This is a genomic window from Vibrio sp. A1-1 (assembly GCF_021728175.1).
GTDB lineage: Bacteria > Pseudomonadota > Gammaproteobacteria > Enterobacterales > Vibrionaceae > Vibrio > Vibrio diabolicus.
Window position 1 is genome coordinate 35,609 of the sequence record NZ_JAKKCL010000024.1, and the last position, 14,899, is coordinate 50,507.

Below are 14,899 nucleotides of genomic sequence, written 5' to 3' on the forward strand. Positions count from 1 at the left end.
ACTCTTTTCATCCTGAAAGATGCTAGAAATGTATATTGTATAAATTGTCCACACAATCGAGTTTTAACAATGTTGTAACAGGGTGCCAAATGTTGGGCTATTTGGTATCAAAAAGTGAGCTGGGGGGATTGATATGGAGCTGGTGCTAAGTCTGCATTACGGGGTAGGCTTTGTTTCGCGCAAATAAAAAATCCCCTTCAAGCGCGCGCTAAAAGGGGAGGGTAGTTCGTCTGCTCTTCAAAAGGTACGACGTTAACTGACTAGGAAATGTTTTACGAACTCAGTGATTTTGACCATATCACTTACCGCGATAAACTCTTCTGTCGTGTGTACTTTTGCCATGCCAGTTGAAAGATTGACCGTTGTGAGACCTTTCTTGTTAAAGTTGTTAGCATCGCTACCGCCGCCAGTGCCTTTTGTGAAAGCCTCAATTCCCAACTCTGCAAACGCCGCTTTTATAGCGCTAACGTGTGGGTGGTTTTCTTCAATAACAAATGCATCGTAGGCTCGGCTAGATTCAATGTCGACTTCTGCACTGTGTTTTTCACAGACAGACTCTAATGTTGAGATCATATGATTGACCTGAGCATCTAGTTTATCGCCATTCAGGGAGCGTGCTTCCGCCACGATTCTTAATTCAGGCATAACAATGTTTGTGGCCTGACCGCCGTTAACCATACCGATGTTGGCTGTCGTTTCTTCGTCGATGCGAAGCAGCTTCATTTGGTTGATGGCATCTGCCGCCACCATGATCGCACTGATGCCTTCTTCTGGCGCAAGCCCTGCATGTGCTGGTCGACCTTTGATTGTTGCCACGATTTTTTGCTGGCCTGGGGCTGCGGTCACAATAGTGCCAATAGGACCACCCGTATCTAACACGATTGCTTCCGTTGAAGTGACGTGTGACATATCGAAGTATTGTGAACCGAATAAACCGCCTTCTTCATACACGGTGAAAGCAAGTTCTAACGTTTTGTGCTCACGGTTTTCCGCTTGAATACAACGAACGGCTTCCATGATTGCAGCAATACCAGATTTATCATCGCCACCAAGAATCGTATTGCCTTTTGAACGGATAATGCCGTCTTCGATGATTGGCTCAATGCCAATACCTGGAGTGACCGTATCCATATGACAGCTCATTAGGATAGAGCCGTCTTTTTTGCCGTCTAAACGGGCGTACAAGTTAAAACCGTTAGAAATGTGCTCAGGCACTGGAAGCTTGTGCACGGTAAAGCCTAGCTCGCCTAGCTGTTCTGCCAGTGTTTCTGCAATTTGTTTTTCGTTTTTTGATTCGCTGTCGATACGTACTAGTTGGCAAAAGTGTTCAACTAGGCGTTCTTGATTGATGTGTGTCATTAGATGTCTCTTTTTCTGATCGAGCGTGAAGCACTGTGGCTAGGGCTCGATAGGGAACAGAGCACCACTTATGGCACAGTTACTTTTGAATAAAACTGAGGTGAATCAATAAAGGGGTATCCATGACACGATTCTGACCGATGAGTCTTTCGAACTGTATGAAGCGTCACGAAACATTACTTTTGATGTTTTGCAGGATCAAATGAATAAATCGGATAGAGATAGGGTGCAATAGACTTTCCATCCCCTTTTACTTTTTGAGCTACGTTGCCAAGATAAAATGCCAAGGTAACAACTTGTTTACATTTTGTGTATTGGCGTAAAGCCGAAAATATCAATCTAATATATTGAAAATAAGCAGTTTGTTTGATGTTCACGAAAGTGGGTTCGATGCGTTTCCTGTGTGTAACATATATTTTACAATTATGCGTAAAAATCGCCAAGGTAAAGATTTCTCCCCACGTATTCCAATTTCTCAAGACCTGCGCCAAGTTAGAAAAATAAGTCCAAACAAAAGCTACAGAGACAAGGAGAAAGTCATGGTTGATGCATATAACCCACTAGGAACAGACGGATTTGAGTTTGTTGAATATACCGCTGCTGACAACAAAGGCATTCAACAGCTTAAAGATCTGTTTATATCGTTAGGTTTTGCGGAAATTGCAAAGCATCGCTCAAAAGAAGCGTGGTTATATCGACAAGGTGACATTAGCTTTATTGTGAATGCGCAGCCGCATAGCCAAGCTGAGGGATTCGCCAAAGTTCACGGTCCGTCGGTTTGTGGCATGGCATTTCGTGTGAAAGACGCCACCGTTGCTCTGGCGCATGCATTAGAGAATGGCGGTAAAGAATATAAAACGGAAATTGGGCCGATGGAGCTAAGCATTCCTGCTATTTATGGCATCGGTGAAAGCTTGCTTTATTTTGTGGATCGTTATGGAAAGCAGAGTATTTATGATGTCGATTTTCGTTTTTATGATGATGCTGATGAGCGTTTATCAAAAGCGAATGTTGGTCTTTACGAAATCGACCACTTAACGCACAACGTTAAGCAAGGCAACATGGATGTCTGGTCTGGTTTCTATGAGCGTATTGGTAACTTCCGCGAAATTCGTTATTTCGATATCGAAGGTAAGCTGACAGGTCTTGTCAGCCGTGCGATGACCGCACCTTGCGGCAAAATTCGAATTCCTATCAATGAGTCGTCAGATGATAAATCACAGATTGAAGAGTTTATCCGTGAATACAATGGCGAAGGCATTCAACATATCGCATTGACCACAGACGACATCTACGAAACGGTCAAAACATTGCGTGAGCGAGGCATGGACTTTATGCCAACGCCAGATACTTATTACGAGAAAGTCGATCAGCGTGTTGAAGGCCATGGTGAAGATGTAAGCAAGCTTCGTGATTTGCAGATTCTTATTGATGGTGCGCCAACGAAAGATGGCATCTTGCTACAAATCTTTACTCAAACCGTTATCGGCCCTGTGTTCTTCGAAATCATCCAACGTAAAGGCAATGAAGGCTTTGGCGAGGGTAACTTCAAAGCGTTGTTTGAATCGATAGAAGAAGACCAAATTCGCCGAGGAGTATTGAGCGATGCATAAATGGATCACATTCCCTCACCGGGAGGGAGTGTGCTCTAAACAAGCGCATGCTGACTTCCCGGAAGAGGCAATTTATGAACGTGAGGCAGGTCGAAGTGGTTTTTTTGGCCCCGCAACACATTTTCATCATCAACATGCCCCAACGGGATGGTCTGAGTGGGAGGGCGAGCTACGTCCACGAGCGTTCGATTTTAATCTAGTCGAGAAAGCCAGCCATATTACCCCTTGGGCAGTCCCGCATCTATTACACAACGCGAATTGTAAAGTTCGTGTCTGGCGTATGGATGAAAAAATGGACTTCTTGGTAAGAAACGCGGATGGCGACGAACTGCTGTTCATCCACCAAGGAACGGCAGATCTGTATTGTGATTATGGTCATTTGAAAGTGAGTGAAGGGGATTATGTCATGATCCCGCGCTCAACGAGCTGGCGTTTAGAGCCAAGCGAGCCGATGTTCATTTTGATGATCGAAAACACCGATGCGGCCTATACATTGCCTGAAAAAGGCATGGTTGGAAACCATGCGGTGTTTGATCCAGCGGTTTTGGAAACGCCGTCGATCAACGATCAGTTCCGTGCTCAATATTCTGAGAATCAAACACAGGTTCAGGTGAAACGCCACGATAAAGTCAGTGTTATCACTTACCCATTCAACCCGTTAGATGCGATTGGCTGGCATGGTGATTTGGCGGTGGTAAAAGTGAATTGGCGTGATATTCGTCCACTTATGTCACATCGTTACCACTTACCGCCTTCTGCACATACTACATTTGTAGGAGCAGGATTTGTGGTGTGTACCTTCGTTCCTCGTCCAATTGAAAGTGATCCTGGAGCGCTCAAAGTACCGTTCTACCACAACAATGAGGATTATGACGAAGTCTTGTTCTACCATGCAGGCGACTTCTTTAGTCGTGACAACATTGAAGCGGGTATGGTGACATTCCACCCTGCAGGTTTTACACATGGTCCTCACCCGAAAGCTTTCAAAGTAGGGCGAGAGCATAAGAAGACTTTTACCGACGAAGTCGCGGTCATGATCGATACGCGTCACGCACTTCAGTTTTCGGATGAGCTGGAAAAAGTAGAAAACAAAGAATACGTCTATAGCTGGCAAGAGAAGTAAGAGGCAAGGATGAAATTAGCAACCAAGAAAAATGGCACTCGTGACGGTTTGTTGATGGTCGTGAGCAAAGACTTAACGCGCTGCGTACCTGCGACAGAAATTTTCCACCCTATGAACTTAGCACCGACGATGCAGGTGGCGCTTGATAACTGGGATACGCTAGCACCACAACTGGAAGAGCTATACGTTGCACTGAACAACGGTACGGTCGCAGGGTATGAAGAGTTTGAAGCGCATTACTGCGAGTCGCCGCTTCCTCGCGCTTATCAGTGGGCTGATGGCAGTGCTTACGTAAACCACGTTGAGTTGGTTCGAAAAGCTCGCGGCGCTGAAATGCCAGAGAGTTTTTGGACGGATCCGTTGATGTACCAAGGAGGCTCTGATGCCTTTATTGGACCTTGTGACAATATCGAGTTTGCCAGTGATGAATGGGGTATTGATTTCGAAGGTGAAGTTGCTGTGGTAACTGGTGACGTACCAATGGGCGCAAGTGTTGCAGAGGCTCAGGAGTCGATTCGTTTGATCATGCTGGTGAATGATGTGTCGCTGCGTGGCCTAATTCCTGCAGAGTTAGCTAAAGGGTTTGGTTTTTTCCAATCTAAACCTTCTTCTGCGTTTTCTCCTGTGGCAGTAACACCTGACGAACTAGGCGATGCGTGGTACGAAAACAAAGTGCATTTACCACTGGTCTCGACATACAACCACAAGCCGTTTGGTCGCCCAAATGCGGGTATCGATATGACGTTTGATTTTGCAGACTTAATTGTTCATGCGACTAAAACGCGCCCGCTATCTGCTGGGGCGATTATTGGTTCTGGCACGGTATCTAATAAGCAAGGCACCGAACATGGCACTTCGATTGAGGAGGGTGGCGTTGGCTATTCATGTATCGCGGAAGTTCGTATGATTGAAACCATTCGTGATGGTAAACCGTCGACTAACTTCATGTCGTTTGGCGACTCAATCAAACTGGAAATGTTCGATGCGGATGGCAACAACATCTTTGGTTCGATTGACCAACAAGTTAGCCAATATCTCAAGCATTAAGAGCGCCAGTTGGGAGACGATATGAGCGATAGCATGGTTTTGTACGGATACTGGCGATCATCGGCGGCGTATCGTGTGCGTATTTGTTTGAATCTTAAAGAGTTATCGTATGATTCAAAATCGGTACACTTGGTGCGCAATGGTGGTGAACAACACAGTGACGAGTACCATGAGTTAAACGCTTCTGAACTGATTCCTGTGCTGGTGGATGGGGAGGTTCAGTTAACCCAGTCACTGGCCATCATTCAATACTTAGAAGAACACTATCCGGATGTCACTGTGATCCCCGAGCAAACACCACTTCGATATCAAGCACTGGCTTTGGCTCAGGATATTGCAATGGAGATTCATCCTCTGAATAACTTAAGAGTTCTACAGTATTTAGAGGGGGAGTTAGCTTGCGAGCCAGAGCGCAAAGTCGCTTGGATTCATCACTGGATCCACAAAGGTTTTGCAGCATTAGAAGAGAAACTTCAGAAGCATCGTAAACTAAATGGTGATTGTAAGTTTAGCCTGACAAGCTCGCCATCTATTGTCGATATTTGTCTGGTACCACAATTTTATAACGCACAACGCTTTGGTGTAGATACTTCTCTTTATCCAACCATTAACGCGGTTGTGCAGTCATGCAATCAAATGCCTGCTTTTATTGATGCGATGCCAGAGAATCAGCCAGACGCTAATAGTTGATTCTTAGCATCATAATGTATTAACAAAAATTTAAACGAGCCAATCCAAGTGTGTGATTGGCTCGTTTTTATTGGGGAGTCAAATTTTCTGTATCACGCTATAGTAGTGGCTCCTCAAAATTGCGAGGTTTTGTTGCTCTGCATAGCATTTCCATTTACGCTTTGAGCAACGAGTTGTTTTGGATGCACTTTATTTATGACCAACATTTTTATCATTGTTGTTCTTCTGGTTTTATTCTTCTTTGTTATTCAAAAGTACGTGATTAAGCACGACGACACGCGTGATTATCCTTATCGCTCGAAAGGTCCTCTGCTCAGAGGTCAAGAGGGTGCGTTCTATAATGCGTTAAGAGCGGCGGTAGGGGAGCATGCCGTAGTATTCGCGAAAGTAAACATGTCCAGTTTGGTTACGCCAAAAGAAATCAAAAATAAGAAGCAGTTTTTTGTCGCGAACAATCGCATATCTCGAAGTTATTTTGATTACGTTATTTGTGATCCTAGGACGCTAGAGCCGCGTGTGATCGTTGAATTGGATAACGGGCAAGAGTTAAGCAAGGGCAAGGTAGAAAGACAAAAGTTACTGCTCCATGTTTGTAAGACGGCAAACCTACCTTTAATCGGCGCTTCGATAAAGCACAGTTATCAAGTTGGGCGATTACGTCGTTTGCTTGCGGCACATATAGATTTGATTGAGCCTGATAAAGAAGTGCGTTTTTGCAAAAAATGCGGCAGTCCGATGATCATTAAAACCGCAAGCCAAGGTGAATTCAAAGGTCGACGCTTCTTTACTTGCAGCCGCCAACCAAATTGTACTTACACCGAGAATTACAATGTGGTGTTTGAGTCGGACGACTAAAGACGACAGTTGAACAGCAAAACGGATGAGGCTTTGATTCGAGACAATCAAAGCCTTTTTTGTATCAGTCATCAAGGCAAGGCCTATACTTTGAAAAAGAGAGCAGAATAGGGCAGCCATATGCGATACGGATGGATTTTATCGGCGTTGTTCATCGCATCGAATGTTAGTGCGATACCTAATTTGAAACCACTGGAGTGTGAATTGACAGAGACACCCCAAGATCATTTCTTGTTTTACCGAGAGCAAATGGTTTACCACAGTGAGCAGTTTGTCATATTTCAAAACTTCAAAGGCAGGGTGAGCACTCAAGTGGATGTCAAAACAGGAGAGTTGATCCGTACAACCTATATCGGCGAACCATTTAAACCTAAATATCAGATTTTGTTCGGCACTTGCCCTAAGGTATCGCAAACCTTACAGATTTGGATGCTCAGTGAAGTGCCTTACGACAATTAAGTGAGATAATAAAAGTTATATAGATCACACTTTTAATCCATGAAGGATTCAGCTTTGCTGATAAAATCATCTGAAAACGCGTGTTGAGTTTACATTTTCGCCAAACGGTTCAAAGTAGGTAAATTTGTGCTTGCACCGTCGTTCGCTTATAGCTAATATCCTCGTCGTTCCAGAGAAATGCGTCCGTAGCTCAGCTGGTTAGAGTATCGCCTTGACATGGCGGGGGTCGGTGGTTCGAGTCCACTCGGACGCACCATTCTGAATTGAATGGTTAGGAACACAAAATTTGGGTCCGTAGCTCAGTTGGTTAGAGTACTACCTTGACATGGTAGGGGTCGGCGATTCGAGTTCGCCCGGACCCACCAAATTTTAGAAAAAGCCCACCAAACGGTGGGCTTTTTTGTATCCATAATTTGTTGATACTCAGATTTAAACACCTTACTTTTCCTTTGCACACTTTCTACAAATACTCTGCATTGCCATCAGTGTAAATTTGAGTGGTTTTACAAGAACTTAACTCGTTCATCTATACATTCATTGGAGCCCATTTCGAATTCGCGGCAAATCCAAGGCCTATTTTCATAAATCGTACACATTAATGTGTCTCTGTCTAAAGCTGCACACCAACCATCATTTAGCCGCATCATTGTTTCGCCTCCATACTGGTCACGCGCAATAAACTCTTCAGGTACGCCAGTATCTGAAATAATCATAACCTCGAGACGGCAACAACAAGCCTTACAGTTAGAGCAAGATACATCAGAGGGCAGGGGAGAGGGAGTCTTAGTTGGTATAATCATGAATAACTACAATTTGGTCAATTGTACATGGTACCGTAAATTTAGCACGAATGAACTTTATTTCTGAAATAGAGCACCCTATGAACGATAAACCTAGTGAACGCATTTTATGCGTTCACTTGCATTTCTTCCCGAGTAAGTCGATAGAACTGACAGTGATTCACACCACTTAGCTTTATAATCAGTGTGAATTTGAACGCCGATTCTTTGTCATACGCGTACTTTACACAAGATCTGCTTCTGTAAAGTTTGTTTTAAATGTGAAAGCAAATGGCGTATCTCCGTTTTCGCGCAAATGCTGAAGGCGTAACAAGGCTTCTTGTGGTGTTGGTATATAACCGTCTTCTACCCACCACAGAACATAGCTATCCTCCGCTAGACGATGAAACCATTCGCTTTTTCGGCGCATAAAATCTCTATGACCGGTACGAAACATAAAGTTTTTAAGTGAGTCAGTACTTTCCCAAATAGACATGTTTACAATCATGTTCGGGTCATCAAATAATTTAATGCTTGTTGCATCACCGGAGTCGTCTTTTAGACGCCAGATAAAGCCTTCACTTTCTTCAGCTATACCATTAATTAAGTCCAAATTGTCTACGAAATCTTTAATTTCTGGTGCATCCAAAGGATATTTAGCAAGCGCAATATTTAATTGAGCTAATTTCATTTCATGACCCTCCCTGGTCGATAAGCCTGTAATGCTGGTAAAAAGCTCTAAGTAGCTTTTCCTATTTTATCATGCAGTGTGTTGCTAGTGCCTTCAAAGGTCAATTGGAAAGTTAGTGACTGTGGCGAGTCATTGGATGGCAAAAAAGTCGTTTTATACATTGGTTATGTTGAGCATAAGCCCCTCTTTTCTCGCGATTATCGTCGGTAAGTCTCACTCAAGAGAGTTGCTATCTTGGATATGCAGCAGTACTCTCATTTTCTGTGGCAAGCCTTGCGCTTCTATACTTCTTATTGAGATTCGATCCTCACTTTTTGGTGTGTGAACGTGAGATAGTGTTCATGTCACTCATTAATTTAAGTTGTTTGGCTGAACGTTAGGAGGAGCTTTGATTACAAAGATAACAAGAAATGCCATTTTGCTTGGCCTAGTTCCCATTGCTGTTTTTGTTGTGGCTTTTAATTCAATAGCCAATTTTTACATCAGCTATATCAAAGAGACTAAAATAGACACCTATGTCGATTATTTACACCAACGATCCATGTATTTGGATGAGGCGATTGTAAAGCAGGTTTCGCAGTTAGATTTCACGTGCAGTAATAGTGATGTTAGAACATTACGCGATCCACGTTTTTATAACCATTACATCCGTTTTATTGCGATGGAAACGAGTGACGGTAAAACATGCTCCACGATTGGTCGTGAAGTATCTCATTTATCCAATGCGCAACGATTTCAGCTTGGCGAAAACTTTTTTGCATCACTTATTTTACCGGAACACCAAGATCAAGTTGAGTGGATGGTCATTTATGAAAATGAACATGTTGAAGTTGTCTGGGTTCTCGATAATAGCTGGGTTAAAGAAGTGATAAAAACGCCTTGTGAAGACTGTTTGTTCGTCGAGTTTATATATGATGAGCCTGTATTTGGAGATTTAACAATAAGTCGAGGAAAACCAGCCATTGCAGCAGAAGAAGCGGCAGTTTCAAAGGAGTTATTCTTCTCGGCTGATTCTCAAGCCAATATGCTCATCAAAATACACAGTGGCGAGAAACTGAAGAGCTATGCTCAGGAAAGAGTCTTTCTATGGGGAGGCCTAGTCAGTGTGCTTATGGGGCTGGCTTTTGCGTTTGTATATGTGTCCAGTAAGAGCTTGAGAAAGTCTATCAAAGGCTTGATCCAGAATGGGATTAATAATGCGGAATTTGTCCCTTATTACCAAGCGATTGTCGATAGCCGTGATGGTGCGACAGTGGGGTATGAAGCACTGACTCGGTGGTCTCGTCGTGAGGGTATGGTGTCGCCAAACATGTTCATTGGCGCTGCAGAAGAAAGTGGTCTGATTGTCCCAATGACGAATCAGCTTATTCGTAAAATCATACAAGATCTTAGTGTATTACCTGAGCATGTGTGGGTCAGCATCAATATTGTTTCTTCCCATTTAGAATCAGGTGAACTCACTAAGTTACTGTCAGAACTGAATTGGCCATGTCCGAAGAGAGTGCATTTTGAGTTGACCGAGCGAATTCCTGTAAAAGATACAGAGGCAGCGAAAAAAGAGATTTTGTATCTGGCGAATAAAGGCTACAAGTTCAAAATTGACGATTTTGGGACTGGGTATGGCGGCTTTTCTTATTTGCAAGATCTGGGTATCCGATGCTTAAAAGTGGATAAGATGTTCATCGATCCAATAGGCTCTGATGACCAAAAATTGAAAGTGTTAGATTCTATTGTCTCGGCAGCAAAGAAAGCGGAATGTGAGATGATTGCAGAAGGTGTAGAGAGCGAGGCTCAAGTCGCGTATTTGGCTCAGCATTCTATTTACCTTATTCAAGGGTATGTCTACGCTAAACCAGAGCCTATTAACAACCTTGTGATGACTTAAAGCAAGGCATAATGGGGCGTATTCATTATTAAAGGTGTCTTTCGGCACCTTTTTTATTGCTGAACCTTTTTGGGTTCACTGTTCCATAAAAAACCTGTTGAAGTCTTAGAATTCAAACAGAGTTTACAGAGAATATGAACGCCCGATTTTAGCATCGGGCGTTAGGATTTTACTTAGGAAGAAAGGGCGGCTTTTTTAGTTTTTAATGAAGCGATCAATTGAGGGAGCAATGACATAACAATCATCCCTAGCATCAAGCTGTATTGGAGAGGGGTGAAAGTCTCACCTAATAGCAGCAAACCTGACACAATGCCCGCAACGGGGTTGGCAATGCCACCAAAAGTAAAGTCAACGACCGACATACGCTGCAATAGCCAAACATACATGCCGTAGCCTAATGCAGTGTTCAGAATGATCACCCACAGCAGCCCAAGGGTGTTCGTCATTGATAAGTTTTGAATGGCTGTAACGTATGGCTCTGGATTGTTTATTGCTAGCACGCTTGTTGCGACAGACATAATCACACCACCCAAAATGAGCTGCCATGTTAATACTGTCCACCAATGCATTTTCGTTCCTAGTGATTTCGTTACGCTACTGCCTACCACAATACACATGATGGCGGAGATCATCGCCAGCAAACCCATAGGGTTGAGCGAAATAGAACTAGGATCAAATAAGAACCAAGCCAAAGCAATCAAAGTCGCTCCACTTATTGCCTGTATTGCGCTTGGCTGGCGCTTATAGACTGCCCAGCCAAACAGCATCGCAAAAACGGGCACTGATACCATACCTACACCTGAGATCGCAGAAGGAAGCGTCAACGCCATGACAAAAATGAGACCAAAGAAGCAAGCGATGTTGATAGTTCCTAAAACAAGCAGCACTTTCCATTCACTCTTTTTCGGGAAAGATGGCTTTATTGCGAGCAACAAAAGACCCGCAGGCAATGCTCTTAGCGCACCAAGTAAAACGGGAGGCCAGTCCGGAAGCGTAAACTGAGTAACAGCATAAGTTGTCCCCCAAAAAAAAGCCGGGATCATTGCAAGCAAAATGTTCATGTTAAATATCTTTACGTTGAGATAATTAATTGTAAAGATATCGGTAAGGTTACTTTTTGTAAAGTATCTTTATGTTAAAATAAAAATTAAATGACGTTTGGAGAGAAACCATGGACGCAATTGATAGAGTGGTAGAGCAGTGGGCTAAGGAGAAGCCAGAGCTCGACACTGAACCGATGGCAATTATGGGTCGGCTAATGCGAATTGCTAAGCACATGGAGTGTCGGGTCGCTGACCTACATAAGAAGTACGATCTTAAGATGGGTGAATTTGATGTGTTGGCGACACTTCGCCGAGCAGGTTCACCATATTGCCTTACTCCCTCAGCGCTAATTGATTCGATGATGCTCACTTCGGGCGCGATGACGAACCGATTAGATAAACTCGAGAAGAAAGGCTTTATTACCAGAACACACAGTAAAGAAGATAGACGCAGTGTCACCGTTGAGTTAACTGAAAAGGGCTTAACCTTAATTGACAAGTTGATCTTAGAGCATGTGGACGTTCAGCAATCGCTGCTACATGGTTTAGAAGGCAATGAGAAAGCGCAGGTTAACCAGGCGTTAAGACTACTATTGCCTTTGTTTGAGTAAAAGATACAGGAAGGGTGGGACGGAATGAGAAGCAAAGAGTTAGAAGGTTATTTAAGTACCTTTATGTGTGCGGAGAGTGATTTCCCATTTGGGCCAGAAGCGCTTGTATACAAAATCAAAGGTAAAATGTTTGCGATTATTGCAGAGAGAAACGGTCGGGAGTATGTCAGCGTAAAAGTAAAACCAGAAGATGGAGAAGTCTTAACATCGCAGTTTACGGACATCACTCCTGGTTATCACCTAAATAAGCGTCACTGGATAACGGTTTATTTTAATGGTGATGTGGAAGATGGATTGATTCAGGATTTATGTGAACGCTCTTATACTCTCGTCGTTGCCAAACTACCAAAAGTGCAACGAGCATTGCTTGGTCAGTAATAGCTCTTACAGAAAAATTCGCACCTTTTCCATCCTCAAGCTATATAAGAATAAGTAGGCGGAAAAGTAGGAATAATATGCGAGCATTATCTGAATGGCTAAAAGAATATGGGGAGAGCCATCAAAACCCCATCAACCAAAAGATTCACACAATCGCAGTTCCGGGTATTTACCTATCTGTGGTCGGTCTAATTTGGTCAATTCCTCAAATCTCCATCTTGGGTTTCGAGTTTAACTGGGTCTGGATTGCTGTCATACCGGTATGGGTTTTCTATTTTCGTTTGTCTCTCAGCGTCTTTATGATGATGTTAGGGTATACATTAGCGTGCATCGGCCTGATATGGTCTTTGGAGGTATTGGCGCTGCCCGTACTGCATATTTCGATGCTCCTATTCGGTGTACTGTGGATCTTGCAGTTCATTGGTCACAAAATAGAAGGGAAGAAACCGTCTTTTTTCGAAGATTTGCAGTTTCTTCTTATTGGTCCAATTTGGGTGTTCCGAAAACATTAACTCACTCCGTAATTAACAAGCTGATATCTCCCTGTATTGCACGATCATGCTAGCGTCCATAAGGTCGTAAAATGCGCAGCATGATGTGCCGCTTTCTCATTGCCATGACAAGCATTCGCTTCTGATTCACACTATCATTAGAGTGCAGCTAAAGCCGTTACTTTGCCTGAATGTTTGTGGCTAGTGACATTGTCACTTGGGGGGATGAATGTACGACCGACAACATAAATATGCCTATTGGCGAGAAGAGCGTAAAAAAGGCAAATGGCATTACATCATGAAGTCTTTTTTTATGATTTGTTGCGCACTATTGCTTGGTAAAGTCATTGGTTTATTCATTTTTGGTGAGCTGCACTCCCTGAGTGATATTTTGGAGCAGCTGCCCGCGGATCTTTTTATCATGATGCTAGTGGGCTTCCCGGTTAGTGTTATCGGCTGGTATCACGAGGAGTCGAAGTTTTTCCGAGCGTTACGACGTAAAGAAAAGCGCTTGAAAATGAAACGAGATAAACAAAGCTAACTCTGCATCGAGCTTTGTGTTATTTACTCGTCTGATTCACATATTTCTTTCAAGTTATTCGGTATTTTGCGTTAGGCCTCGCAAGCATGTCATTAAACTTATTGCAAAAAACGACATCATGCATTCTGTTAGCCAATCTTGACAGGAACTCGTATTGCGAGGTGTTCCAGCAGCCTGAAGCTACTGGGCAGATAGAACGGAGGATATTATGGATAGTGAATCAATGCTTCATAGTCAGCAAATATATTTTTGTAATGATGAAGCGTTAGTCGAGCAGCAAACACAGTGTTTAGAAGTTCTTTACGATTACAACCAAACTCGGCCTTCTGAATCTGAAAAGCGTACAGAAATATTACGACGTTTGCTCGGCGCTGTTGGTGACAACTGCTATTTTGAGCCGCCGCTTCGGGCGAATTGGGGGAGGCATACCTACGTTGGTGATAACGTGTATGCAAACTTTAACTTAACCCTAGTCGATGATACGTATATCTACATTGGCGATAGTGTCATGATTGGTCCCAATGTGACACTAGCAACGGCAGGCCATCCGGTTGAACCGGAGCTCAGAAGAGAAGTTGCGCAATTTAATATCCCTATTCATATTGGTGATAATGTATGGATCGGCGCTAACTCAGTGGTATTGCCTGGCGTCAAGATTGGAGAAAACAGCGTAATTGGTGCTGGTAGCGTGGTAACGAAAGGTATACCAAGTAATGTTGTTGCGGTAGGGAACCCGTGTCGTGTATTGCGAGAGATAGGCGAACATGACAAAGAATTCTATTACAAAGAGCGTCAAATCACGCACAACATGTATCAACGATAACAAAGGTAAATGCCCATGGTTTATACGATGTCAGTATAGAAAAGTTAAAAAACGAAATTTAACATCAGGGTGTAAAGATTGGCGCTGTTATCTTCTGGTATTGATGAAAACGCGCCAGTATCGTTATTGTGGGCGTTAAACTTTTGCCATTCAGCATTCAGTGACACGTTATAATCTAGGTCGTATCTCACCCCAAACAGATAGCTGTCCCCATTCTTTATATCACTGCTATTAAACTGCTGGCCGTAAACTATGTAGGGGGTCAATTTATTCACGTTGTAACTCGTTGTTGCGTACCAAGAGGAGGAAATGTTGCTGGTTTGTCCTTCAGCCATTATCACAACGTTATCAAGCTCATACCTTACGCCTAGAGAAAACTGGTCAATCGTAATCGTTCACCAAGGTAACTTGACTTGATATTAACGGAGGGCGAGAGCCGCCTATAGATCAAAGACGTTGGGGTACGCTCTCTTCGCCACAACAGCCGTGATGATTTCACTCAACACTGACA

At 43.3% G+C, this 14,899-nt stretch carries 16 protein-coding genes, 2 tRNA genes and 1 pseudogene; 14 read left to right on the plus strand and 5 right to left on the minus strand.

Annotated features, from left to right (window positions below):
* Positions 1-252 precede the first annotated feature (252 nt).
* Positions 253-1,359: a M20/M25/M40 family metallo-hydrolase gene (locus L3V30_RS22510; RefSeq protein WP_237309955.1), complete on the minus strand. Its 1,107-nt coding sequence runs from the start codon at positions 1,357-1,359 to the stop codon at positions 253-255.
* Between the two features lie 539 nt (positions 1,360-1,898).
* On the opposite strand from L3V30_RS22510, the gene hppD reads away from it, so the two are divergent.
* From hppD to L3V30_RS22550, 8 genes are all read left to right on the plus strand, one after another.
* Entirely contained in the window at positions 1,899-2,972 is a 1,074-nt protein-coding gene (gene hppD / locus L3V30_RS22515; protein WP_005377835.1) for a 4-hydroxyphenylpyruvate dioxygenase, read from the plus strand.
* Complete coding sequence (locus L3V30_RS22520) at positions 2,965-4,095, plus strand: homogentisate 1,2-dioxygenase (RefSeq protein WP_237309956.1); 1,131 nt, start codon at positions 2,965-2,967, stop codon at positions 4,093-4,095. The genes hppD and L3V30_RS22520 overlap by 8 nt, the downstream gene beginning before the upstream one ends.
* 9 nt (positions 4,096-4,104) lie before the next feature.
* Positions 4,105-5,142, plus strand: a complete 1,038-nt coding sequence (locus L3V30_RS22525; RefSeq protein WP_065646799.1) for a fumarylacetoacetate hydrolase family protein — start codon at positions 4,105-4,107, stop codon at positions 5,140-5,142.
* 21 nt (positions 5,143-5,163) lie between these two features.
* The gene (gene maiA / locus L3V30_RS22530; RefSeq protein WP_237309957.1) at positions 5,164-5,832 is read left to right on the plus strand and encodes a maleylacetoacetate isomerase; all 669 of its coding nucleotides are present in this window, start codon (positions 5,164-5,166) and stop codon (positions 5,830-5,832) included.
* 195 nt (positions 5,833-6,027) lie between these two features.
* Positions 6,028-6,687: a DUF2726 domain-containing protein gene (locus tag L3V30_RS22535; protein WP_237309958.1), complete on the plus strand. Its 660-nt coding sequence runs from the start codon at positions 6,028-6,030 to the stop codon at positions 6,685-6,687.
* Between the two features lie 120 nt (positions 6,688-6,807).
* Positions 6,808-7,146, plus strand: coding sequence for a hypothetical protein (locus tag L3V30_RS22540; protein ID WP_005377830.1), 339 nt, complete (start codon positions 6,808-6,810; stop codon positions 7,144-7,146).
* Positions 7,147-7,325: 179 nt separating this feature from the next.
* A tRNA-Val gene (locus L3V30_RS22545) sits at positions 7,326-7,402 on the plus strand.
* A 32-nt stretch (positions 7,403-7,434) separates the two neighbouring features.
* Positions 7,435-7,511, plus strand: a tRNA-Val gene (locus L3V30_RS22550).
* A gap of 138 nt (positions 7,512-7,649) precedes the next feature.
* Here the strand turns inward: L3V30_RS22550 and L3V30_RS22555 are convergent.
* A complete protein-coding gene (locus L3V30_RS22555) occupies positions 7,650-7,946 on the minus strand; it encodes a YkgJ family cysteine cluster protein (protein WP_084742363.1) in 297 nt (98 codons plus the stop codon).
* A 223-nt stretch (positions 7,947-8,169) separates the two neighbouring features.
* Entirely contained in the window at positions 8,170-8,616 is a 447-nt protein-coding gene (locus L3V30_RS22560; RefSeq protein ID WP_005393454.1) for a DUF3291 domain-containing protein, read from the minus strand.
* A 388-nt stretch (positions 8,617-9,004) separates the two neighbouring features.
* On the opposite strand from L3V30_RS22560, the gene L3V30_RS22565 reads away from it, so the two are divergent.
* The gene (locus L3V30_RS22565) at positions 9,005-10,501 is read left to right on the plus strand and encodes an EAL domain-containing protein (protein WP_182018879.1); all 1,497 of its coding nucleotides are present in this window, start codon (positions 9,005-9,007) and stop codon (positions 10,499-10,501) included.
* A gap of 173 nt (positions 10,502-10,674) precedes the next feature.
* Here the strand turns inward: L3V30_RS22565 and L3V30_RS22570 are convergent, their stop codons facing one another.
* Positions 10,675-11,562 carry a DMT family transporter gene (locus L3V30_RS22570; RefSeq protein WP_005393452.1) on the minus strand — a complete coding sequence of 296 codons (888 nt, stop codon included), beginning with the start codon at positions 11,560-11,562 and terminating at the stop codon, positions 10,675-10,677.
* 110 nt (positions 11,563-11,672) lie between these two features.
* Here L3V30_RS22570 and L3V30_RS22575 point away from each other — a divergent pair, with 110 nt between their 5' ends.
* The 5 genes from L3V30_RS22575 (at position 11,673) to L3V30_RS22595 (ending at position 14,388) form a co-directional block, all read left to right on the plus strand.
* On the plus strand, positions 11,673-12,155 hold the full coding sequence (locus tag L3V30_RS22575; protein WP_005393451.1) for a MarR family transcriptional regulator: 483 nt from the start codon (positions 11,673-11,675) through the stop codon (positions 12,153-12,155).
* Between the two features lie 24 nt (positions 12,156-12,179).
* Positions 12,180-12,533: an MmcQ/YjbR family DNA-binding protein gene (locus L3V30_RS22580; RefSeq protein WP_005393450.1), complete on the plus strand. Its 354-nt coding sequence runs from the start codon at positions 12,180-12,182 to the stop codon at positions 12,531-12,533.
* Between the two features lie 77 nt (positions 12,534-12,610).
* Complete coding sequence (locus L3V30_RS22585) at positions 12,611-13,045, plus strand: Mpo1-like protein (protein WP_012841889.1); 435 nt, start codon at positions 12,611-12,613, stop codon at positions 13,043-13,045.
* 208 nt (positions 13,046-13,253) lie between these two features.
* Positions 13,254-13,565, plus strand: coding sequence for a hypothetical protein (locus L3V30_RS22590; protein ID WP_046874879.1), 312 nt, complete (start codon positions 13,254-13,256; stop codon positions 13,563-13,565).
* A gap of 208 nt (positions 13,566-13,773) precedes the next feature.
* Complete coding sequence (locus L3V30_RS22595) at positions 13,774-14,388, plus strand: sugar O-acetyltransferase (protein WP_237309959.1); 615 nt, start codon at positions 13,774-13,776, stop codon at positions 14,386-14,388.
* Positions 14,389-14,432: 44 nt separating this feature from the next.
* Here the strand turns inward: L3V30_RS22595 and L3V30_RS22600 are convergent.
* Positions 14,433-14,765, minus strand: a pseudogene (locus tag L3V30_RS22600) (sulfate ABC transporter permease); the annotation flags it as partial.
* Between the last annotated feature and the right edge of the window lie 134 nt (positions 14,766-14,899).